At 56.6% G+C, this 24542-nt stretch carries 16 protein-coding genes; 8 read left to right on the top strand and 8 right to left on the bottom strand.

Annotated elements, in window-relative coordinates; all coding sequences use genetic code 11:
* Positions 1-470 precede the first annotated feature (470 nt).
* From ACWHYZ_RS07960 to ACWHYZ_RS07945, 4 genes are all read left to right on the top strand, one after another.
* A complete protein-coding gene (locus ACWHYZ_RS07960) occupies positions 471-1925 on the top strand; it encodes a sigma-54-dependent transcriptional regulator (RefSeq protein WP_447986746.1) in 1455 nt (484 codons plus the stop codon).
* A 489-nt stretch (positions 1926-2414) separates the two neighbouring features.
* The gene (locus ACWHYZ_RS07955) at positions 2415-5852 is read left to right on the top strand and encodes a molybdopterin-dependent oxidoreductase (RefSeq protein WP_447986745.1); all 3438 of its coding nucleotides are present in this window, start codon (positions 2415-2417) and stop codon (positions 5850-5852) included.
* Positions 5853-5977: 125 nt separating this feature from the next.
* Entirely contained in the window at positions 5978-7267 is a 1290-nt protein-coding gene (locus ACWHYZ_RS07950; RefSeq protein ID WP_447984456.1) for a 4Fe-4S dicluster domain-containing protein, read from the top strand.
* A 600-nt stretch (positions 7268-7867) separates the two neighbouring features.
* Positions 7868-8338, top strand: coding sequence for a response regulator (locus ACWHYZ_RS07945; RefSeq protein WP_447986744.1), 471 nt, complete (start codon positions 7868-7870; stop codon positions 8336-8338).
* Between the two features lie 860 nt (positions 8339-9198).
* Here ACWHYZ_RS07945 and ACWHYZ_RS07940 read toward each other — a convergent pair.
* Positions 9199-10011, bottom strand: a complete 813-nt coding sequence (locus tag ACWHYZ_RS07940) for an ABC transporter ATP-binding protein (RefSeq protein WP_447987537.1) — start codon at positions 10009-10011, stop codon at positions 9199-9201.
* 193 nt (positions 10012-10204) lie between these two features.
* Here ACWHYZ_RS07940 and ACWHYZ_RS07935 point away from each other — a divergent pair, with 193 nt between their 5' ends.
* From ACWHYZ_RS07935 to ACWHYZ_RS07920, 4 genes are all read left to right on the top strand, one after another.
* Positions 10205-11128: an alpha/beta fold hydrolase gene (locus ACWHYZ_RS07935; RefSeq protein WP_447986743.1), complete on the top strand. Its 924-nt coding sequence runs from the start codon at positions 10205-10207 to the stop codon at positions 11126-11128.
* A 31-nt stretch (positions 11129-11159) separates the two neighbouring features.
* Positions 11160-11636, top strand: a complete 477-nt coding sequence (locus ACWHYZ_RS07930; protein WP_447986742.1) for a class I SAM-dependent methyltransferase — start codon at positions 11160-11162, stop codon at positions 11634-11636.
* A gap of 152 nt (positions 11637-11788) precedes the next feature.
* Complete coding sequence (locus ACWHYZ_RS07925) at positions 11789-13138, top strand: APC family permease (protein ID WP_447986741.1); 1350 nt, start codon at positions 11789-11791, stop codon at positions 13136-13138.
* A 36-nt stretch (positions 13139-13174) separates the two neighbouring features.
* Positions 13175-13501 (top strand): DUF4112 domain-containing protein, encoded by a 327-nt coding sequence (locus tag ACWHYZ_RS07920; protein ID WP_447986740.1) that lies wholly within the window; start codon positions 13175-13177, stop codon positions 13499-13501.
* 193 nt (positions 13502-13694) lie between these two features.
* Here ACWHYZ_RS07920 and ACWHYZ_RS07915 read toward each other — a convergent pair whose 3' ends face one another.
* The 7 genes from ACWHYZ_RS07915 to ACWHYZ_RS07885 form a co-directional block, all read right to left on the bottom strand.
* Positions 13695-14087 (bottom strand): hypothetical protein, encoded by a 393-nt coding sequence (locus tag ACWHYZ_RS07915; RefSeq protein WP_447986739.1) that lies wholly within the window; start codon positions 14085-14087, stop codon positions 13695-13697.
* Positions 14088-14161: 74 nt separating this feature from the next.
* Complete coding sequence (gene aroC, locus ACWHYZ_RS07910) at positions 14162-15328, bottom strand: chorismate synthase (protein WP_447986738.1); 1167 nt, start codon at positions 15326-15328, stop codon at positions 14162-14164.
* Positions 15329-15373: 45 nt separating this feature from the next.
* Positions 15374-17137: an aspartate--tRNA ligase gene (gene aspS, locus ACWHYZ_RS07905; RefSeq protein WP_447986737.1), complete on the bottom strand. Its 1764-nt coding sequence runs from the start codon at positions 17135-17137 to the stop codon at positions 15374-15376.
* On the bottom strand, positions 17134-18099 hold the full coding sequence (locus ACWHYZ_RS07900; protein WP_447986736.1) for a pseudouridine synthase: 966 nt from the start codon (positions 18097-18099) through the stop codon (positions 17134-17136). The genes aspS and ACWHYZ_RS07900 overlap by 4 nt, the downstream gene beginning before the upstream one ends.
* Before the next feature lie 120 nt (positions 18100-18219).
* Positions 18220-19770: a glutamine-hydrolyzing GMP synthase gene (guaA, locus tag ACWHYZ_RS07895; protein ID WP_447986735.1), complete on the bottom strand. Its 1551-nt coding sequence runs from the start codon at positions 19768-19770 to the stop codon at positions 18220-18222.
* Between the two features lie 96 nt (positions 19771-19866).
* The gene (guaB, locus tag ACWHYZ_RS07890) at positions 19867-21333 is read right to left on the bottom strand and encodes an IMP dehydrogenase (RefSeq protein WP_447986734.1); all 1467 of its coding nucleotides are present in this window, start codon (positions 21331-21333) and stop codon (positions 19867-19869) included.
* 88 nt (positions 21334-21421) lie between these two features.
* Positions 21422-24400, bottom strand: coding sequence for a 6-bladed beta-propeller (locus ACWHYZ_RS07885; RefSeq protein ID WP_447986733.1), 2979 nt, complete (start codon positions 24398-24400; stop codon positions 21422-21424).
* Positions 24401-24542 lie beyond the last annotated feature (142 nt).

The following is a 24542-nucleotide window of genomic DNA, read 5'->3' as shown; positions in this document are numbered from 1 at the left end:
ATATTTACGCTTGACTGCAGAACAGTGCTTAAATCGTCCAATTACTACTAGCAACTTGCTCTTCGACTTTCGGAAATACCACTGATACTTCCGCCCAAGCTGCTGTAAAAGCCTTATGGTGATGGCCGTCGGTCTCGTTCTACGACCCATTGGCCGCCGTCTTCCTTGCCTGGGGCTTGGTGTTCGACCAAATACGCATCCATCAATCATATGGGGGAAGCAAAATACATCCTTTTGACCATAGCGAGGCGTTCCCTGACTGCGTAAACTCCATCAGGATTTGGAGAAGCGGGTTGTCTGGGTTCGAGTATTCCTTGGAGATGGACACCCAAGGTGCCAAGAGGTCTTGATCTGAGAAGGTCGATTCTGTATGACCTCACATCCAGCACAGCGGAGTTAACCACGGCCTGTCAGCTGCTTTCTATTCTCTTGCCGTGAGCGGCTTTGTCATAGCAGCCAGAGGTGATCCCATGCCTATGTCACAAGCTCGCTCCCTTCCTAAAACTTTCACGATCCTTATTGTCGAAGGCAACTCGTCGGATACGGAGATTCTTCTTCATGCCATTGAACAGGCCGACGTCCGACCGCAAGACGGCGAGATTTGGCTAGAAGTCCGCGCTACGGCGGAGGGAGCGTTGAAGGCAATCAATGAACAATGTAATGAACAATGTATTGACTTAGTTCTTGTCGATATGGTGCTCCCAGGAATGAGCGGCCTGCATCTCGTTAGCCGAATTCAAGAAATTGACCCGGATCTACCCGTCATCATTATTAGCGGCTTGGCCAGTATTGACACTGCTGTGGAGGCAATGAAGCGGGGAGCATACGATTACATTACCAAACCACTAAACGTCATTGACTTCGGGATGCGCCTGCATCACGCCGTCCGTATTTCACAGATCCTGCGCCGTCACTCCAGTCCTGAGATACTTTCCAGCCTCGATCTTTCTACAGAAAGCCTTGTCGGAAGAAGTGAGAAGTTTCAGGATCTTCTGCGGCAGATTCGCGAGGCTGCAAAAGTACGAACGACGGTTCTCATTACCGGCGAAACAGGCACAGGCAAAGGGCTGGTTTCCAGAGCTATTCATGAGCATAGCCGTGAAAAGAATCAGCCTTACCAGGTCATTGACTGTACGACTGTCCCCGAAGGGATGGTCGAAAGCGAATTGTTCGGTCATGTGCGAGGCGCATTTACCGGCGCAGTGTCGGATAAACCTGGGCTATTTGAACTTGCGCACGGGGGAACGGCCTTCTTAGACGAAGTGGGCGAATTGCCTGCCGCGATGCAGACCAAGCTGCTCAGAGTGCTCGAAGAGAATCAAGTTCGACGAGTAGGTGGAACACAGAGCAAGCGGATCGATATGCGCTTTATTGCCGCAACCAATCAGGACCTCCAAGAAAAGTTAAGAGCCGGAGGATTTCGAGCGGATTTATATTATCGTCTCGCCGCCCTTGTGATTCACCTTCCTGCGCTAAGAGATCGCTGCGATGATATCCCGGTTATCGCTGCCCACCTTGTCAGTAAACTCGGGAGAGAAATGGGCAAGCCAGATCGTTACCTTGACTCTGCCGCCTTGGCGGAACTGACGAGGTACACATGGCCCGGCAATGTCCGGGAACTGAGGAATGTCATTGAGCGAGCGATTATCCTGTCCACGAAGCAGTTAATTACAGGGGAGGAGATTAAGCAACTTCTCCTCTCTGTGAGAAATTCGGATTCTGCGCCCGCCATGCCCCTGTATGCCGATGAAACGTATACGGAAGCAAAGAGAAAGGTTCTGACCCATTTTATGCAAGGCTACTTGAATATCAAACTCAGTCTGCATGAAGGCCAAATTACTAAAGCGGCGGCAGATGCGGGGATCCCCAGGCAGCATTTTGCGCTCCTCATGAAGCGCTACCTGGGCCACCACCCTAAACCCTGAGTCCACTCGGTGTTTCTGAAACGTGCCAGTCGACCGATTCTGTTTGCTCTCTTCCGTTACCAAAAAGCGACGGCCGTAGATGCAGGGAAGACGTTGTATCACCCGAGAGGATGATCGCACGTGCAACACTTTCATTGTTTACCTTCCGGCAGAAAACAATATGCGTGCTGAAACTATTATTAACTCAAACGGTTGTGGATCACTCGCCTGCGTCAGGCTTATCGCACGAATACAATCGTATGCCCGTGTCCCACGGCCGTCTTTGCCGCCTTTTGGAGGCGCAACGCCGTTGCTCATGTTTACGATGACTTAGAAAGCGATAACGAGGCCCTTCCCCCTACAATACGTTGGCACTCGTCTTGCTGAAATCTCTAGAGGAGCTTCCCGCCTTCACAAAGGCGAACCCGAGGCCCGGAAGGAGGCGAAATATAATCGTACTGACATATTGGCAGAGGCGCTTCGCAAGGGGCAAGAAGGGAGGTTGTTGCAATGTTTTTGTCACGACGGCAATTTTTAAAGGTCTCGGCGGGGACGGTGGCGGCGGCCGCCATTGCCGATAAGGCATTGGCGCTGACGGCGTTGCAGCCGGTCATCGAGGTGGGCAACCCCCTCGGCGAGTACCCGGACCGCTCCTGGGAGCGGGTGTATCACGACCAGTACCGGTACGATTCGTCGTTTACCTGGTGCTGCTCCCCCAACGATACGCACGGCTGCCGGGTCCGCGCCTTTGTGCGCAACGGCGTGGTCATGCGGGTCGAGCAGAATTACGATCACCAGACGTACGAAGATCTCTATGGCAACCGCGGCACGTTTGCGCATAATCCGCGGATGTGCTTGAAGGGGTATACCTTCCATCGGCGCGTGTACGGCCCATATCGGCTCAAGGGCCCGTTGATGCGGCGGGGCTGGAAGGAGTGGATGGACGCCGGCTCGCCGGAGCTGACGCCGGAAATGAAGCGCAAATATAAGTTCGATGCGCGGTTCTTGGACGACATGGTGCGGGTCTCCTGGGATACCGCGTTTACCTATGTGGCCAAGGCGGCGATTCTGATTGCGACCAAGTATAGCGGCGAAGCCGGCGCGCGGCGGTTGCGCGAGCAGGGCTATCCGCCGGAGATGATTGAGATGATGAAGGGCGCGGGGGTGCGCTGCTTCAAGCATCGCGCGGGCATGCCGGTGCTCGGCATCGTCGGCAAGATGATGAACACGCGCTTTAACGGCGGCGTGTTGCCCTTGTTGGACACGTGGATTCGCAAAGTGTCGCCCGAGCAGGCGCAGGGGGGCCGGTATTGGACCAACTACACCTGGCACGGCGACCAGGACCCGGCGCAGCCGTGGTGGAACGGCACCCAGAACTGCGACGTGGATCTCGCCGACATGCGCTTCAGCAAGCTGAATACGAGCTGGGGCAAGAACTTCGTCGAGAACAAGATGCCGGAAGCGCACTGGAAGTTGGAGTGTATCGAGCGAGGCGCCAGGGTGGTCGTCATTACGCCGGAGTACAACCCGACCGCGACGCGGGCGGACTATTGGATTCCCATCCGGCCGGAGTCGGATTGCTCCTTGTTCTTGGGCGTGGTGAAGATCATTCTCGACGAGAACATGCAGGACATCGATTATATCAAGGGCTACACCGACATGCCGATCCTGATCCGGACGGATACCTTGCAGTATCTGGATCCGCGGGATGTGGTCAAGGATTATGCCTTCCCGGACTTCTCGAAGTCCTATTCGGGGATGGTGCAGTCGCTCAAGCCGGAGCAGGTGCAACGGCTCGGCGGCATGATGGTCTGGGATCTGGCGAAAAACCAGGCGGTGCCGCTGCACCGCGAGCAGGTGGGGTGGCACTATCAACAGAGCGGCATCGATGCGGCCCTCACGGGAACGTATCGCGTGAAGCTGCTCAGTGGCCGGGAAGTCGACGTGGCGCCGGTCTACCAGTTGTATCAGGTGCACTTGCAGGACTATGACCTGGATACGGTGCATCAGATCAGCCGGTCACCGAAGGACCTCATCGTCCGGTGGGCCCGGGATAACGGCACGATCAAGCCGATGGCGATTCACAACGGCGAAGGCGTGTGCCACTACTTCCATATGACCGAGAACGGGCGCGGCGCGGCGCTGATCTGTACCGTGACCGGCAATATCGGCAAGTTCGGGACGGGCTGCCATACCTGGTCCGGCAACTACAAGGCCGGCGGGTGGACGGCGACGCCGTGGTCGGGGGCGGGACTCGCGGTGCATACCGGCGAAGATCCGTTCAATCTGACCCTAGATGCCAAGGCGCATGGGAAGGAAGTCAAGACCAAGTCCTACTACTATGGCGAGGACGTGGGCTTCTGGAACCATGGCGATACGGCCTTGATCGTGAACACGCCCAAGTATGGCCGCAAGGTCTTCACGGGCAAGACGCACATGCCGACGCCGAGCAAGTTCCGCTGGGTGACCAACGTGAACGTGCTCAATAACTCCAAGCACCACTACGACATGGTCAAGAACGTCGATCCCAATATCGAATGCCTGATCACGCAGGATATTGAGATGACCTCGGACGTGAACCATGCGGACGTGGCCTTTGCCTGCAACAGCTGGATGGAATTTACCTATCCGGAAATGACCATGACGGTCTCCAATCCGTGGGTGCAGATCTGGAAGGGCGGCATCCGGCCGTTGTACGACACGCGCAACGATGCGGACACCTTTGCCGGCGTGGCGGCGAAGTTGACCGAAATCACCGGGGATGCGCGCATGAAGGGCGTGTTCCACTTCGTGTATCAGAACCGGGTGGACGTCTATCCGCAGCGCATGTTGGATGCCTCCAGCACCTATTACGGCTACAACGTCGATACGATGTTGAAGTCGGAGAAGGGCTGGATGGTCATGGTGCGCACGTACCCGCGGCACCCGCTGTGGGAGGAGACGAACGAGAGCAAGCCGCAGTGGACGCGGTCGGGCCGCATCGAGACCTACCGGATCGAGCCGGAGGCCATCGAATACGGCGAGAACTTCGTCGTCCATCGCGAAGGGCCGGAAGCGACCCCGTACCTGCCCAACGCGATCTTCACGACGAATCCGTACGTCCGGCCGGACGACTACGGCATTCCGATCACCGCGCAGCACCATGACGACAAGCACGTGCGGAACTTGAAGCTGCCGTGGCAGGAAATCAAGCGGCAGAGCAATCCGCTCTGGGAGAAGGGCTACCAGTTCTACTGCGTGACGCCCAAGACCCGGCATCGGGTCCACAGCCAGTGGTCGGTGAACGACTGGGTGCAGATTTATGAGAGCAACTTCGGCGATCCGTACCGGATGGACAAGCGGACGCCGGGCGTCGGCGAGCACCAGTTGCACATCAACCCGCAGGCAGCCAAAGACCGCGGCATCAACGACGGCGACTACATCTATGTGGACGGCAACCCGGTGGACCGGCCGTATCGCGGCTGGAAGCCGTCGGATCCGTACTATAAGGTGGCGCGGTTGATGATCCGGGCGAAGTACAACCCGTCGTATCCGTACCACGTGACGATGGCCAAGCACGCCCCGTACGTGTCGACGGCGAAGTCGGTCAAGGGGCACGAGACGCGGCCGGACGGACGCGCGATTGCCGTGGATACCGGCTATCAGTCGAACTTCCGGTATGGCGCGCAACAGTCGTTTACGCGGAGCTGGCTGATGCCGATGCACCAGACCGACAGCTTGCCGGGCAAGCACGCGGTGGCGTGGAAGTTCAAGTGGGGCTTCCAGATCGATCACCACGGGGTCAACACCGTGCCGAAAGAATGTCTCATCCGCATCACGAAGGCGGAGGACGGCGGCATCGGGGCGCGTGGTCCATGGGAGCCGGTGCGGACCGGGTTTACCCCAGGCCAGGAGAACGAGTTCATGATCAAGTGGCTCCGGGGCGAGCATATTAAGATCAAAGTCTGAGGACTGAGTGCTGAGGACTGAGTATTCAATCAGAAATCAGGATGAGTGAGGAGGATGGAGGGCTGAACATCAACCACAGTCCTCAGTCCCCGCACCTCAGTCCTGGGATGTGAAGGAGGAAGACAATGCCGGAAGTCTATAACTGGCAACTGGGACGGAAGATGCTCTATCCCTATGAGGAGCGGCATCCCAAGTGGCAGTTCGCCTTCGTGTTTAACATCAATCGGTGTCTGGCGTGCCAGACCTGCTCGATGGCGGACAAGTCCACGTGGCTGTTTTCCAAGGGACAGGAGTACATGTGGTGGAACAACGTGGAGACCAAGCCCTACGGCGGGTACCCCCAGTTCTACGACGTGAAGATCACGCAGTTGATCGAGCAAGTGAACCCGGGCGGACAGGTGTGGAACGTGCGGGTGGGCCGCAAGCACCATGCGCCGTACGGGGTGTTCGAAGGGATGACCATTTTCGACGCCGGGGCCAAGATCGGTCAGGCGGCGATCGGCTACATTCCGACGGACCAAGAGTGGCGGTTCGTGAACATCTACGAGGATACGGCCACGTCGATGCGGGCCCTCGTCGAAGGCATCGACAAGACCGGCTTCTCGCGGGATGAACCGTGGAAGCTGCAGGGCAGCAGTCTGCCGGAGCATGAAACGTTCTTCTTCTATCTCCAGCGGATCTGTAACCACTGCACGTATCCGGGGTGTCTGGCAGCGTGTCCCCGCAAGGCCATCTACAAGCGGCCGGAGGACGGGATCGTGCTGATCGACCAGAACCGGTGCCGCGGGTACAAGAAGTGTGTGGAGCAGTGTCCGTTTAAGAAGCCGATGTACCGGGGCACCACGCGGGTGAGCGAGAAGTGCATTGCCTGCTATCCCCGGATCGAAGGCAAGGATCCGCTGACGGGCGGCGAGCCGATGGAAACGCGCTGCATGAGCGCCTGCGTGGGGAAGATCCGCATGCAGAGCCTGGTGCGGATCGGCGAAGACGGCCTATGGGCGGAGGATCGCTGGCATCCCCTGTACTTCACCATTCGGGTGGAGCAGGTGGCCCTGCCGTTGTATCCACAGTGGGGCACCGAGCCCAACGGCTTCTACATTCCGCCGCGGCACAGCCCGCGGGGGTATGCGCGGCAGATGTTTGGGCCGGGCGTGGACAACGCCATCGAGAAGTATCTGGTACCGAGCCGGGAGCTGTTGGCGGTGCTGCAGCTGTGGCGCGCCAGCCAGCAGATCGTCTTCCGGTACGATGTCATTCCGGGGCCGAAGGTGTTTGAGACCCAGATCCACGGGAAGCGGTTTGAGATGTACAACGATACCGTGCTGGGGTTTAACAAGTCGGGCAAGGAAGTGGCGCGCATCCAGGTCGAAGAGCCGATCTACATTCGGCCGGCTGAACGCGTGACCTGGCTGTAGTCTCAAGCGGGGTTCGATGAGGCACCATTGAGGGGGATCGGAGGGAGGGGTAGGGCGTTACAACCCCCACCCCTCTTTCCTGAACGCATGCTTGAGTAGCCAACACACGTGTACATCGGGGGAAAGGTGCATCTTTTTGTGCGCACCGGGTTGCCAGCTCCTCGAACTATGGCCCCGAATTTCTTTTGGAAGTGCAACCATGGTTTTCAAGGAGAGTGCACGTTAGCCAGCAATCCAGGGGTATCCGAAGGTTTCAGCTGAAATCCCCGATTTTGCTCGCGAGCACGGCGGAAAAGGCCATTTGAGGATCCAGGATACCGCCGACGCACGTAAGAAGGCCTCTTCACTCCATCAAAAAGTCGTTGTATCCCCGCACCAGTATTCTAGCGAATTCTGAACTGCCGTGGCGTAAGGGGGCGCTTCAGTAGGTGGAACAGAATACGTAAGCTATCGAATTCGCGATCGCTTCCATAGCGGTAAGACGTAAGAAAAGGATAACTGCCTCTCTTCCTCCCTGTCCGATGTGCGTATTTTGTCATATGCTGTAAAATCTCATTGTGACACACATACTGCTCGTCGACGATAACCAGACATTTCTTTATGCATCAACTGCTATTGCGTCACCGTCCAACGTTCATCATTGATACGGCGACCGATGCTGAAACGGCATTAACCGCGATACGTACCCGCGATTATGATGTCGTGGTGAGCGATCTTGTTCTGCCCGGTCTTGACGGGATTGCGTTACTCTACGAATGCCATCAGGCACGCCCGGACACGCCCGTCGTTCTCATTAGCGGGCATGGAAACGTGCAACTTGAGCAGCTCGCCGCACAGCGTGGCGCGTATGCCTTCCTTCACAAACCAGTAGACCCGGATGCTTTTTTCTCTGTCGTGAATCGGGCGGTGCTGCGAGCGAAGATGCGCCGGAAGCCCGAGCAAGTGCTGGGTGACGATAGTGTCTGGTATCCGCAGGCGGTTGAACAAGCTCGCAGAAGGTCCGATGCAATACAAGAACGTCTGCGTCAGACACTCCAGAGCGTTGCTCCACTCTCCAAAGGGGACGGATAGATACTTTAATATGTCTTTACCCGCTCATAGGCCGCCTCCTTTTTGGCCCATAACAACACAGTCCAACCTCCTCCTCCATGCCAACCTCAAGAAGGATTTCCGCAAGGCTGCTCTGATCGTCCTGAAAGCTCCTCAGTTTTAACATCTCTGCTCATTGAAGCGGCCTTGGTATTAGGAAATTTGTAGAAGACTACCCATGGCTTTTGGCCTCACCGGTATCTCACCTGCCCTGAACATTGAGGCGTATTCCAAGGACCGCGCACTGAGAGGATCGGTGCACCCGCTTAAGCAGCTGCCTTATGGCGTTCCAGGGATTTGTCCAGGCTCCGGCGGACAAGGCGCTCGCTTAATTGATGGAAAGTTCGCCAACATTTTTCTCTGTTGCTGCTCAAGCTTGTCGTAGTACGCTTGGGCATCGGTCAGTGATCTGAATGTTGGATCTGCTGCCGGTGATACCCCGCCCGATGATGGCGCATTCGAAGCACATCCTGCCAATGCGAGGAGAATGATACACAACCCGCCCTTCATGCTTCCTCCTGAAGGAGACTCACATCAAGCTGACGTGCGTCGATTACAATACAGCTCCTTTGACTCATGCTTAATACTAAGAGTCTACCCGCGTAGGCGCCGTCGGCACGTAGGTAACTAAACGAGTGCTGAAGACCTACGTCGGCCTTGGCGATGTTCATGAGCGTCTTGATTGGACGGTGAAATGTGATGCCCCGCTCCTCGCTGCAGTCTTGCTCAAGGAGCTCGTCTCGGCGCGCTTGTGGCTGACGGGTGGATTACTTGCCTTTTTGAACATTCAGCGCCGCCCTACGCCACCTCTATACGCCACCTCTAATTGCCCTCCCATGCAGTTATCGCTGAGCCACACTATTTGCCGGCATGACTTGAAAAAAGCCGTTTACCTGCACGACTTCAAGGGGCGTCTCAAAGAGGGCACTGAGATTGGCCGCCGTCAGGATGTCCGCCTTCATACCATCCGCAAGGACGACCCCCTGTTTTAACAGTACGACGCGCGAGACCTCAGGCGGGATCTCATGAATATGGTGCGTCACAAGTACGATGGTCTTCTTCTGATGTATGAGATGACGGAGAATGTCGAGGTACTGTATACAAGCCTTCACATCAAGCCCGCTGGTCGGCTCATCCAGAATCAGTGCGCGAGGCTGGTGCATCAGGGCGCGGCCCAGTAAGAAGCGGCGCTGTTCGCCGGTGGACATTTCTGCAAATTTCCGATCCTTCAGATGTATGACCCCCAGTTCACTGATAAGCTGCGTTGCTCGGGTTCGATCGTCGTCACTGAAATGCTGATGTTGATACACCCCGATGCTCGCATAGCGGCCCGACAGCACGATGTCCATTCCGCGAACATGGTCCAGATACTGATGCTGTAGATCATGCGAGACAATGCCAAGCCTTGAGCGGAGCGCCCACACATTCCACTGTTCCTCGCCGAACAGGCGGACGTAACTGCCTTCACGGTGCACCGGATGCAATTCTCGAGACAGCAATTTCAATAACGTCGATTTACCAGCACCATTTGGGCCAAGAATAGCCGTGTGACAGCCCGGCGGAATCTCGAGCGAGAAGTCGGTGAAGACTTCGGCGTCACCGCGATAGACGGTGACGTGTTTGATATCGACGATCTTAATCGGAGATTCTTGCATGGTCACCGTTGCCCTTCATGATGGCGGCCGCAAAGTGTATCGCTGCTGTGTAGATCGTGTCCAGCCTGAACCAAATCAACAGTCCCTGGCCCCTAAAACGACATTGGTACCGCGAAACATCATCGCAATGGCGCTCACTTAAGTGGCATAATTGGGGCCATCATCCGAGATCCATCTTGCCGAAAGGAGCCGTATGCGCAGATTCGTTGCTGTAGCCATGTTGGCCATCGCTGGACTAGCCGGATGCTCCGGTGCATCCGATTCCGGCCGCCTGGATCGCACGAAAGCGATCCAAGCCAAATCTCCAGACAACAAGAGTGCATTGCCCACGGCCCAACAGCCGAGACGGAGATCGGTGAACGTCGACGGGACAAACGTGAGTATTTTGGAAGCCGGGACCGGGGAGCCGGTGATTTTCGTTCACGGTGTCGTCACCACGAGCAATATTTTCCCTAAATATCTTGATGCCTATTCCCCGGAGTTTCGCGGGATTGCCGTCGACCTTCGCGGCTATGGAGACTCGGACAAACCGGATACGGGATTTACGATTGATCAATTCTCGAAAGATCTGATCAAGCTGGCCGACGCGTTACATATTGAGAAGCCCGTGTGGGTCGGCGTTTCGATGGGCGGGATGATTCTTCAACGCCTCGCACTCGACAATCCTTCACGTGTCAAAGCACTGGTATTGGTCTCGACGACCGATGGTGCAATGGTCCTCGATAAACACATTCCCTCGATCGGCGCGCCTCGAGATTACCGTGAAGTATCGAAGAATATGATCGTGGAGAGCTTTCCTCCGGGTACAGACCCTAAAATTTATCAACCGCTTCTTGACCGCATCCCGACCTGGAATGCGACGGTCATTCGGCAGGCCCTGACGTCCATGTCGCAATTCAACGTGCATGGACAGCTGTCGCAAATCAGGGTCCCTACCCTGGTTATGGTCGGCGCAAAAGACGATGTCGCGACACCAGCCATCGCGAAGGGAATTCAGGAACAGATTCCCGGTGCACAGGTGAAGGAGTTCAACACCGGGCATTTCATGATGGCTGAAGACCCGGAACGCTTTCTCTTCGTATTAGGCGAATTCTTGAGGGGGTTGAAAGAAATCTGAGGATCGATGCATGTCGACAGGGAGATGAGACATGAGATACCTCCACTCTCTCGCTATTCGCATGTTTGGCCTGCTCCTGTGCCTAAACGCCTGTTCACAAATCGCCTACCAGCATATGAACGATCCGGAGCGGGATATCTGGCAGCAGCCAAAGAATGTCATTCAAGCCCTCCATATAACAGAGGGCTCGCATGTCGCCGATCTTGGGGCGGGAGGAGGGTATTTCACCTTCCTGTTAGCGGAGGGCGTGGGACCTGACGGCACGGTGTATGCCGTGGATACGGATGAAGCCAGCCTTCGATTTATCGAAACGGAAGGCATGCAACGAGGCGGGATGCCGCGGCAGATTGAATTGACATTGGCCGCACCGAAAGATCCGCGTCTGCCAGTGCACGATGTCGATCTCGTCTTCACCTGTAATACTTATCACCACCTTCCGGATCGTGTCGCTTATGCGAGGGGCCTGGCCCCGTTCGCTCCGGCCGAACGGGCGCATTGCCATCATTGACTTCAAGAAAGGCAGTTGGCTTGGCTCCCTCTTCGGTCATGCCACCTCGAAAGACACCGTGCGATAGGAGATGGAAACTGCCGGCTATCGCCTGTCCGGCGAATTCGACTTTCTGCCCAAGCAACACTTTCAAGTGTTCGCCGTGAATACTCATGAGTGAGCCGCCTGGCGGCCGTTCCAAGATCGGCTGGTTCACGGCCGCCTGCGTCTTGGTCAGCAACATCATTGGCGGTGGTATCTTCACCACGACGGGTTTCATGGCGCGCGATCTGGGCGATCCTATTCTTATTTTGTTTCTCTGGATCTTCGGCGGGTTCCTCGCGATGGCCGCCGCGATGGCCTATAGCGAACTGCCGGCGGCAATGCCTCGTGCCGGCGGCGACTACGTGTATCTGCGTCATGCCTATGGCCCGTTCATCGGCTTCTTGAGCGGATGGACCTCATTTACCGTCGGATTTGGAGCTGGCATCGCAGCCGCCTCGGTGAGTTTCGCCTCATATGCGCTTCGATTGGTCCCTCTAGCCGATGACAATAGCATGGCCTCAAAAACCGTTGCCCTCGTTCTTGTGTGGATCATGACGGCCGTCCATGCGGCAGGAACGGGAGCAGGCGGCCGGCTGCAGCGTGTGCTGACGACTATGAAAATCGGCGCCATTGTCCTCATGATCTTCGCTGGATTTCTGTTCGGGCGCGGTAGTTGGGACCATATCCTGGAACAGAGCCCCTCCATACACCCCGACATCGGTCCCTTCATGGTGGCGCTGATCTTCGTGCTCTATACCTATCTGGGATGGAACGTCATCGGGTACATCGCTGGAGAAATCGCCGACCCTCAACGAACCATTCCCAAGATCGTCATCGGAGGGACGGCCTTCGTGGCGCTGCTCTATGTGTTACTCAATCTGGTCTATCTATATGCGCTGACGGTCACGGCTCTCGCCGAGCCGCCGATCCTCCCCGTTGCGGAAAAGGCAGCGGCGGCCCTGTGGGGTCCAGCAACTGCCCGGTTCGTTGCGGCCCTTCTCTGTGTGTCTATCGCGGGTGGCGTAAGTGCGATGGTGTGGGCAGGCCCGCGGGTCTATTGGGCAATGGCGGCAGACGGTATCTTCCCGTCTTTCTTCAAGGCATTAGCGCCCAACACCGGCGTACCGGTGCGAGCCATTATCCTGCAAAGCGGGTGGACATCGATTCTCATTCTGACCGGCACGTTTGAGCAGCTTGTGGTCTTCAGTGGCTTCGTCCTATCCGTGTTTACGGCGCTAACGCTCGGCGCGGTGATCGTCCTCAGACACCGGCAACCGGCACTTGTACGGCACTATTGTACTCCGCTGTATCCGCTCCTGCCGTGTGTGCCTATCGCCGTCTTCGTCCTCGTCATCGGCTATAGCATGGTCCATCGGCCTCTTGAATCCGCCCTCGGCATGGCAATCGTTCTGTCCGGCGTACCGTGTTATGCAATGTGGTGTAAACGAGAACAGGGGCGTTCTGCCGATGCAACCTGACATGAATCACGGGATTGCAAAGAAGTACAATTCGGCATGGAACAAGTCCGATCAAAAGAACAACAGGCTGAGCTGATCGCGCACCTACTGGACGACGCCATTCGCTTACCCGGTACCAGTATCCGCTTTGGGGCAGATCCCATCGTGGGCCTGATGCCAGTCGTTGGCGACGTGCTTGCGGTTCTCAGTGGGGCTCTGATCCTCCTCATTGCGCGCCAATTACACGTTCCAACCAATGATTTGATACGAATGGCATACCATCAACCCTCAATGGCTTCATCGGAGCCATACCGGTCTTGGGCGATGTCTATTCATTCGGCTTCAAAAGCCACGCCAAAAACTCCGCCCTGCTCGTACGCATAGTGAAACAGGGTCAAGGTGAATCGTGTCACATCGCTGCTCCTTTACTCAGCCCTCTCGATATCGCCGTCGTATTCGTTTTAACGGCTCCGATTGCACTGTTGGTAGGTCTCGTGAGTTGGTGGCTATGGGAGAGAGACATCTCTCTCATTAGGCTTTCTTTGTGCTGTAGTGTATGGCTGAGGAGGGTTCGTCTCTATGAACCGGAGTAATAGCGGTCAGGCACACAGTAACTCGGAAACGCCTCGCCGCCATGAAAATAGTTCTTGTGGGTCCAATGGCGCAGGATGGCCTGGTCGTCAAACATCAAAATGTACTCATCACACCAAGTGCCAGGCGCCGTAACGCGATTATCTCCGGGTTGCCAGTCATGAATCTGATATATCCAAACAGATTGACCTGAAGGAGCCGCTTTGGCGACTGTTGGAGATCCAAGTTGCTGTTGAACTTCTTCCTGAGTTGCGCGATTGTGAGCGCTTCGCAGGAAGCGCATTTCTTTTGCTTCAAAGAGAGTGCATCCGATGAGGACGAAAATCAGCGCGAGGCAGGTGAGATAGGGAAGAAGCTTGACAGGTCTCTCCAGGACCATACTCTCCTAGCATAGACGCCTCTGAAGAAGGATAACAAGGCAGCGGTCAGTGGCCTATCCAAGAAGCGACGACATCACGCTTCACTTGGGTTTGGATTAGTCTTGGACGAAGTAGCCGGCTTTCTTGGTGATCCGTATTCCATAGGGGCCTTGCCGGGGACTTTTCGAGTACCTGTTGTGACATCGGCGTTTTGCGCCCGGTGGAGCAGGGCATGATCCATCAAGACGAGCGCAAGCATGGCTTCGACGATCGGCGTGGCTCGGATGCCGACGCACGGATCATGGCGGCCTTCCGTCTCGACGACCACCGGACGACCCTGCTTGTCGATCGACCGCCTCGGAATGCGGATGCTGGACGTCGGCTTGATCGCGATTGTCACGACAATATCTTGACCCGTCGAAATACCGCCGAGAATTCCGCCCGCATGGTTGGTGACAAACCCCTCCGGCGTCAATTCGTCGCCATGCTCCGAGCCGCGCTGGGCGATTGATGCAAAACCTGCCCCGATTTCTACGCCTTTGACTGCATTGATGCTCATCATTGCCGCCGCGAGATCCGCATCCAGTTTCTTATACACAGGACTGCCCCAACCGACGGGCACATGTTCAGCCACCGCCGTGATCTTCGCTCCGACCGAGTCGCCTGCCTTCCGCAACTCATCCATAAAAGTCTCGAGCTTCGAGACGGCCTGAGGATCGGCCACGAAGAACGGATTCGTGCCGATGGCCTCCCATGTCGTGAATGGAGCCTCTATAGGACCCAGTTGGCTGAGATAGCCGCGGACGACGACGCCATATTTTTCATGCAACCATTTTTTTGCGATAGCCGCCGCCGCGACGCGCACGGCCGTCTCCCGGGCGGACGCTCGACCACCCCCGCGATAATCACGGATCCCATACTTCTGCCAATAGGTGTAGTCGGCGTGGCCGGGTCGGAACGTGTCTGCCAGATTGCCGTAGTCTCGGCTGCGTTGATCCTCGTTTCGAATAAGCAGCGCGATGGGCGTCCCGGTGGTCTTTCCTTCAAACAAACCGGAGAGAATCTCGACGCGATCGGATTCCTGGCGTTGCGAGACGTGACGGGACGTCCCGGGCTTGCGGCGATCGAGTTCTTGCTGAATATCGCCGACTGTCAGGGATAATCCAGGAGGGCAGCCATCGACGACACAGCCGATGGCCGGTCCGTGGCTTTCGCCGAAGGAGGTGACGCAAAAGAGTGTGCCGAAGGTATTCCCAGCCATTAGCTAGGCGCAATGACAATCAGGATGAACTGCAGCGGCGAGTGGCTACTCAACCCTATCCACCTTGATATGAAGTTCTTTGAGTTGCTCCGGATCGACAGGCGAGGGCGCCTCCGTCATCAAACACTGTGCCTTTTGCGTCTTGGGAAATGCGATGACGTCTCGAATGGATCCCGCGCCGCCCAGCAACATGATCAGCCGGTCGAGGCCGAAGGCAATCCCGCCGTGCGGCGGCGCCCCGTATTCCAAGGCGTCCAACAGGAAGCCGAACTTGGCCGCGGCTTCTTCCTTGCTGATTCCAAGCAAGTCGAATACTTGGCTCTGGATGTCTCTGCGATGGATACGGATACTGCCCCCGCCGATTTCATTCCCGTTCAAGACCATGTCGTAGGCTTTTGCGCGGACCTTTACAGGATCGGACTCGAAGAGCGGCAGGTCGTCATCCAGCGGCGCGGTGAACGGATGATGCATTGCCACATAGCGCTTCGCCTCGTTGTCGTAATCCAGCAAGGGAAAGTCGAGGACCCACAGCGGCCGCCACAACGACCGGTCGATCAGGTTCAACTCCTCGGCCAGTAGAAGTCGAAGCCGGCCAAGCACGTCATGCACGACACTCGGCTTGTCGGCCACGAAAAGCAGCAGGTCCCCAACGCCAGCCTCGGGCACGGCGGCGAGCAGGCTGCGAGCGTCCAGAAACTTGGCAATGACCGATTCCAACTGGCCCTCTCCGATGACCTTGACCCAGGCCAGACCTTTCGCACCAAAACCCTTGGCCGTCTCACCCAGCGTATCGATGCGGCTCCGTGGAATCGACGCGCCGCCTACGACAACAATGGCTTTGACCATTCCGCCCTTGGCAATCGTCTCTTTGAATACTTTGAAGTCGCTCTTCGCCGCAAAGTCATTGAGATCATGGAGCGGCATACCGAATCGCAGATCGGGTTTGTCCGACCCATATCGGCCAATGGCATCGGCATAGGCCATTCTCGGGAACGGCAGCGTGAGTTCGATTCCGGCGATCTCTTTAAAGATCGAGCTGATCATCTGTTCCATGAGCGACATGATCTGCTCGCGGTCGACAAACGACATTTCGATGTCGATTTGCGTGAACTCAGGCTGCCGATCAAACCGAAGATCTTCATCACGGAAGCAGCGTGCGATCTGATAGTACCGGTCCGCTCCAGCCACCATGAGAATCTGTTTGAACAATTGTGGAGATTGCGGAAGTGCGAAGAACGTCCCGGGGTTGACACGGCTGGGCACAAGGTAGTCGCGAGCGCCTTCCGGTGTGCTCTTTGTCAGCATTGGTGTCTCGACCTCGAGAAACTGGTGCTCATTGAGAAAAGACCGGACCCCTGCAGAGACCCGGTGACGGAGTTCGAGCAGCCGCTGCATTTTGGGACGGCGCAAATCGAGATAGCGATACTTTAGGCGAAGCGTATCGGTAATCTCGGCGTCATCCTCGATCATGAAGGGCGGCGTCTTAGCCTCATTGAGAATCTCAAGATGCTGCACCAACACTTCGATGTCCCCGGTTGACAGATTGGGATTATCCGCGCCCTCCGGCCGTTGGCTCACCATACCGGTGATGGCAATGACGTCCTCGCTGCCGAGCTTCTCGCCTTGCTTGTGCACATGTGGAGCTTGTTCCGAATTGAAGACGATCTGCGTTATGCCATGACGGTCGCGTACATCAATAAAAAGCACGCTGCCGTGGTCGCGCCGCCGCTGCACCCAGCCAGTAAGTGTCACGGTTTGACCGACATGGCGACGGCGCAACTCGCCGCACGTATGCGTGCGTGCCATCATGCGGACCTCCGCATGCGGCGCGGAGACCGCCGTGCAGAATCCACGGGCCGCCGTGGCGACCCTGCGGGCTGCCGAGCAGGACGGGCTGGCTTTCCTGGGGAAGGTGTCGGCTGCCATCCCGAACGCATGGGTTGTCCTGCAGAACGCGCAGGCTGCCGTGGCGAGCGAGCCGGGCTGCGCCGAACGGGCTTCTGAAGCCGAACCGACTCAGGCTGTATGCCCTCTAGTTCTTGCTCCTGCTTGTATTTGAAAATCGCCCGCAAGGTGTTCGCTTCACGGTCCGTGAGATAGCGAAATTCCCCGGGAAGGAGATCTCCCAGTGCCAGGGGACCGAACTTGATCCGTTTCAGCTTCAATACCGGATGGCCGACAACTTCGAACATGCGCTTGATCTGATGCTTTCGACCTTCATAGATCGTGACTTCGAGCCATGAGTTTTCCTCAGCCTTTCGCACTTTCTTGACCATGGCCGGGGCCGTCATTCCATCCTCTAATTTGACGCCTCGCGCAAGCTGGCTGATTTCCTCGTCATTGAGCACGCCTTTCACTTTCGCCAAATACACCTTCGCCACATGGTAGCGAGGATGCAGAAGCGCCTGTGCCAGCTCCCCGTGATTCGTCAAGAGCATCAGGCCTTCCGTATCAAAATCCAATCGCCCCACCGGAAAGACGCGAAGCGTGACCCCGTGCAGAAGATTTTCGATCGTGGGGCGGCCCTCGGGATCGTTGAGTGTGGAGACAATGCCTTTCGGCTTATTGAGCAGAAGGTATGCATAGGGCTCTACTCCCTTGATATGCCGGCCATCCACTTTCACGTGATCGCGTTCGGGATCGATGCGAGTCCCCAGCTCTCGCACAATCTTTCCGTTAATCGTCACTCGCCCCTGCGCAATCCACTCCTCCGCCTTCCGCCGGGAAGCGAGCCCAGACGCCGCAATCACTTTCTGTAGACGAACTTCCATCTTATTATTTCCTTCTCAGCGAGTGTAATCTAGGCGACCGTCACTGCGCGCATGGAGCGAGCACCGCCTTCGCGTGCGCGCTCTGCGAGCACAAGGTCACCTAGATCACACCCGCCTTCCTCATTCCCATTCGATCGTCGACGGCGGTTTCGAGCTGATGTCATAGACCACTCTATTCACGCCGCGGACTTCATTAATGATACGATTCGATATTTTTCCCAAGACCTCGTGCGGCAGCTTCGCCCAGTCAGCCGTCATGCCGTCGAGGCTCGTGACCGCGCGAATGGCCGCCACATGCTCGTACGTTCGCTGATCGCCCATGACGCCGACGGTGCGAATGGGCAGGAGCACGGCAAAGGCTTGCCACGTCTCTCCATACAAGCCGGACTGACGAATTTCCTGCTCCACAATGGCATCGGCCTCTCGCAACATCGCGCATCGCTGCGGTGTGACGGCGCCCAGTACACGAATCGCCAACCCCGGCCCGGGAAAGGGATGGCGCCAGACGATGTCGTCCGGCAAGCCCAGTTCTTTGCCGAGCACGCGGACTTCGTCTTTGAACAATTCGCGCAAGGGCTCTACAAGACGCAGTCGCATTTTCGTCGGCAGCCCCCCGACATTGTGATGTGTTTTAATCGTGGCCGAGGGACCTTTAAAACTGATGCTCTCGATCACATCCGGATATAAAGTGCCCTGAACGAGATAATCGACCTTCCCTAAACGTTTGGCCTCACGCTCAAAGTTTTTAATGAACAGACGACCGATGATTTTGCGCTTCCGCTCCGGATCGATCACCCCCTTCAGCGCACCGAGGAACTCTGCGGAACGGTCCAGCACATGGAGGTCAAGATCGAGCTGCGAGAAACTTTTTTGGACCTTGGCGCGTTCTTCCTTCCGGAGGAGCCCGTTATCCACAAAAATGCAGGTGAGTTGGGAGCCGACGGCACGGTGGGTGAGTGCCGCCGCCACTGAGGAATCGACGCCACCACTCAACGCACAGATGACCTTTCCCTTGCCGACCCGTTCTTGAATAGTCTTCACGGCGGTGTCGACATACGAACTCATCGTCCAGGTCGGCTGACATCCACACACGTCATACACGAAGTTCTTCAAAATTTGCGTGCCGCCGGCCGTGTGTGCGACTTCCGGGTGGAATTGCAAGCAATAGATCTTCCGCCCGCCTCCGACCGACTTCATGGCGGCGATCGGCGAATTCTCGGTATGGGCAATGGCCCCGAATCCTTTGGGCATGCGCTCGATGCGATCGCCGTGAGACATCCAGACGGTGCGCGACCTCGGTGCCAGTTTTTTCAGTAGATCCGACGCATCGTCGATCAACAGTTCGGCTCGGCCATACTCCCGATGGTTGGCCTTGGCGACTTCACCGCCGAGAAGATGGGTGACCAGTTGCATCCCATAGCAAATCCCCAGGACGGGGACGCCGAGGTCAAATATCTCTTTGGGGACTCTGGGAGCCTTGCGATCATACACACTTGAGGGCCCACCGGACATGATAATGCCCTTCGGACGGTACGCTTCGATTGTGGCTAAGGATGCAGTGCAGGGAAGGATCTGCGAATAGACTCGCCCTTCGCGGATGCGGCGGGCAATCAGCTGTGTGTACTGAGAGCCAAAGTCGAGAATCAGGATCCGATCATGCCAGAATTCCATGGTTCAACGTCACCGTCGTCAAGACCGTAAAGTCATCATGTCTTAAAGTCCATCAAGACTCCGACCTTATGACTTTATGACGTGACGACCTTCGATCTACTCCCAGTCCGTTCGGTAGTTCGGCGCTTCTTTCGTAATGATAACATCGTGCACATGGCTTTCTTTGAGGCCGGCCAACGTTTGCCGTATGAATCGCGCGTTTTTTTGAAGATCAGGAATGGTCCGACAGCCACAGTATCCCATTCCCGATTTCACGCCGCCGACGAGCTGATAGATCACGCCCGAGAGCGTCCCTTTATAAGGGACACGCCCCTCGATCCCTTCAGGCACCAACTTGGAGGCGGGCCGTCCCGATTGGAAGTAGCGGTCCTTCCCTCCCTTTTCCATCGCACCGAGTGAACCCATGCCGCGATAGACCTTGTACGTCCTGGCTTGGTAGAGCACCGTTTCGCCGGGCGATTCTTCGGTTCCGGCCAACAAACCGCCGATCATGACCGATGAGGCGCCCGCGGCCAACGCTTTAGTGATATCGCCTGAAAATTTCACGCCTCCGTCGGCAATGATAGGAATGCCGGTCCCCTTCAGCACTTTGGCGCAATCCATAATCGCGGTCAATTGCGGCATCCCTGCCCCGGACACGACACGCGTCGTGCAAATCGAGCCGGGGCCGACGCCGACCTTTACGGCATCCACGCCCGCCTTGGCCAAATCCTTCGCCGCTTGTGCAGTGGCGATATTGCCGGCGACCAATTCCAGTGTGGGATGCGTTCGCTTAATAAGCTTGACGGTGTCGAGTACGCTTTTGGCGTGGCCGTGGGCCGTATCGACGACCACCATATCGACCCCGGCTTTGGCGAGAAGCGCCACCCGCTCTTCCGTCTCGGGCCCTACGCCGACCGCAGCCGCAACCCGCAGGCGTCCATGTTCATCCTTGCAGGCATGCGGGTACTGAATCCGTTTCTCGATATCTTTGATTGTGATGAGCCCCTTCAGATTGAATTGCTTGTCGACAACGAGGAGCTTTTCGATACGGTGTTCGTGGAGGATCTCCCGCGCCTTCTCGAGCGTCGTGCCTTCCGGCACGGTGATGAGGTTGTCCTTCGTCATCACCTGGGCAACCTTGAGATCCATCCGGTTTTCGAAACGGAGATCGCGATTCGTCAGAATGCCGACCAGTTTGCCCTGCTTCGTGACCGGAATGCCCGAGATCCGGAACTTGGCCATAAGCTGCAGGGCTTCTCGAATCGTTTGATCGGGCGCAATGGTGATGGGATCGAGAATCATGCCGCTTTCCGACTTTTTCACTTTGTCGACTTCAGCCGCCTGATCGACCGGCGAGAGCACGCGATGAATGACGCCGATCCCGCCTTCGCGAGCCAGGGCAATCGCGAGCCGGGATTCCGTCACGGTATCCATCGCTGAACTGACGATGGGAATGTTAATGGCGATATGGCGAGAGACGTAGGTCTGGGTATTGGTTTCGCTCGGCAACACCTCGGACTTGGCCGGGATGAGAATCACATCATCGAATGTAAGCCCAAGCCGCACATGTTCTTCCAGCATACCGACCTCAGGGTTGGTGTAAGAGCCTTATTATTACCCTGTCTTCAAGTCTCGCAGGTTCCACTGTCAACCGCTTCAACTTTCCGACTTACGACTTTCCGGCGTTTGACGCATTCGCTGTTTGGTCCGTCAACTCGGCTGCGGCTTCCGCTTCTTCCTGCAGCCGCTCGCTGCCTTCGTCGGACGGCATGAACTGTTGAACGCGCGTATTGCCGCTATCGACCACGAATACGCTGCCTCGCGCATCGACTCCAATCCCATACGGAAAATTGAACTGGCCTTCGCCGTTGCCGAATCCGCCCCATTGCGTGATGTAGTTGCCTTCCCGGTCGAACTTCTGCACGCGTTGGTTCCCGGTATCCGCCACATACACATCCCCGTGGCTATCCACTGCAATACCCCACGGCGAGCGCATTTGTCCGGCTTCTTGCGCCTGTGGGCTGCTGGCATGACCCGGGCCGATGCCCCCGCCCCACTTCGTCAACAGTTGTGGCAGTACATTCGTGCTCGTATCGAATTTTTGAATCCGGTGATTACCCATATCCACCACGTACACCGATCCGTCCATCTGATCGACGGCAATGCCGCGGGCAAAATAAAATTGCCCGTCGTTGTTGCCGAAACTGCCCCACTGCATGATGAACTCACCCGTCATGTCGAATTTCTGCACGCGGAAGTTCGCGCTGTCGACGACATAGATATAGCCGCGCACGCGATCGACGGCGATGCCCCAGGGCGAGTTGAACTGCCCTTCCGCATTGCCGCGCGATCCGAACTTCATGACATAGCCGCCTAATTTTCCATCAAACTTCTGTACACGGTGATTGTTCGTATCGACGACATACACGTCGCCCTTTGCATCGCAGGCAATGCCGGTGGGATTATGGAAGCTGCCGTTGGATGTTCCGAAATTGCCCCACAGGATGATGAAGTTGCCGTTATTGTCGAATTTCTGAATGCGGTTATTGCCGTTATCCACGACGAAGATGCTGCCCTGCTGATCGATCGCCATGCCATACATCGGGGCGATGAACTCGCCGCCATGCAGAAGAGACGCACCACGCCCCGGCTTGCCCCATTTGGATACGCAGAGATAGCCCGACGTATTGAGCAGGATGCTGGCGCTTGCGGGTACCGAGACGTTGTTCCCGACGTCCTTAAACCACACGTAGATGGTCTTCTGGCCATCCCCGGGCGACAGGATGAACGGAATCGTCGCACCGAACTTATTCATCGGCTCGACGTCGACCCATCCCGGCACAGTCGCCGTGGGAGCCATCGGACTTTCCGAAATGTAATAGGCCGAGACGCCGGTATCCACATCATTGGCTGAGATCGTGACAATGACCTCGGGTGAGTTCGTCATAAAAGCGCCATGGTTTATGACCGCGTTGGGATTTTGCGGCGCAGTCATATCGATCAGCACCGGAGTGACCGTCACTTCCTCCGACAGCGGGCTTTCGACCCCATCGTCGAACACGGAAGCCAGCGCATAATAGTACGGGGTGTCGTTCGTGAGACCGCTATGAACGAAGGGACTCGTCACCCCCTCAATGCGTGTGCCGGTTTCACTGGTCAAGTTCGGAGAGGTGTGGAAATACAAGTTATAGGAGGTGGCCTTTGGCACCTCCATCCAGCTCAACGTGACTTCGGTGTCGCCGGCTTTGGCCACCACGCTATGGGGGGCAGGCACGCCGCTCGATGACTCCTGCTGTTTGGTCTTGGCCAGCTGGGTCCGCTGAATTTCCTCTTCCGTCGGCACGTACTTCACGACACGATTGTTGCCGCTATCCACCACGTAGACGCAGCCCTCTTTATCGACGGCAATCCCGTACGGAAAATTAAATTGCCCTTCGGTCACGCCTCGGTTTCCCCAGGCGCAAATAAACGTGCCGTTCCCGTCGAACTTCTGAATACGATGGTTATTGCTGTCGACGACGTAGACGTTCCCAAGCGCATCACAGGCGACACCCCACGGCGACTTGAACTGTCCCGGGCCGGCCCCTTCCTTTCCCCACTTGGTGAGGAAGCTGCCGCGGGCATCGAACTTTTGAATGCGGTGGTTGCCTTCATCCGCTACGTAGACGTTCCCGACAAAATCGACCGCGATCCCCCGTGGAAAGAAAAAGGCGCCGTCGTAACTGCCATCGCGGCCCCACTTCATCACGGGCGTGCCATCAGGCTGGTATTTCTGGATGCGGGCATTGCTGGTGTCTGAAATATAGACATTCCCTTGAGGGTCGGTCGTCAGTCCCCACGGCACATCAAACTTCCCCATCTCGGCTCCGCGCCAGGCGAAGCCGAACTTGCCCCAGGCATGCATGCAATTGCCTTCACTATCAAACCTCTGGACGCGGTTATTGCCGCTGTCGGCCACATAGACATCGCCCTCCGGACCGGTGGCCAGGCCCCGTGGATAATAAAACTGGCCTTCTTGTGCACTCGGCTCCCCGCCCCATCGGGCGAGAAACTTTCCATCCTTATCGAATTTTTGAACAGAATGATTGTCGGTATCGGACACGTAAATGTTGCCGTCCTTGTCGAGCGCGATGCCCGTGGGCGCCTTCAGTTCACCGTCATCGACCCCTTCCTGACCGATCGTCATGGCTAAGAGATACGGCGACGGAATGGCGAGGACTTCGGCGGATTCAGGGCTTTCCCCCTTTTCGGTGACGACGGTCACAACATAGTGATAGCAAGTGCCGTTGGCCAGATCTTCATGGACAAAAGGAGAGGCTGCACCTTCGATAAGGTTGCCCTTTTCCTTCTTGACTCCCTTAACGGGATTGAAATCATCCGGGCCGGCGATGGGCCGGGTCAGATCTGAAAATTTAATCTGGACGCCTTTGGTGGTCAGGAAATAGATGTTATAGTACAGCGCATCGGGAACAGGATCCCACGTAATGAAATTGCGGCCATTCCCGGGTTTCGCAATGACATTGGCTGGAGGCGGAGGCAATTCTTCTTCGGCGACCGACTCTCCAGCGCCCCATTCGTCCGGATTACCCTGTGCGTACAGCCTTGTGCGTTTCAACTGCGTCGCATCGTCTTCCCACCACTTTTTCATGTTGCCCTCTTGAAACCGGGGATTAAAAAGGTAAACCGCTTTGCTGTTCAATTAGTTAGGTCGTGCAGTCTAACAAACGGCTGAGAAGCCAGTCAAGGCAGCCGGTCAGCCGCTTTTCACACTGGAGGAATCGGCTCTACGA

It is taken from the genome of Nitrospira sp. Nam74 (assembly GCF_965152615.1).
This window is presented reverse-complemented; position numbering and strand designations above follow the sequence as displayed.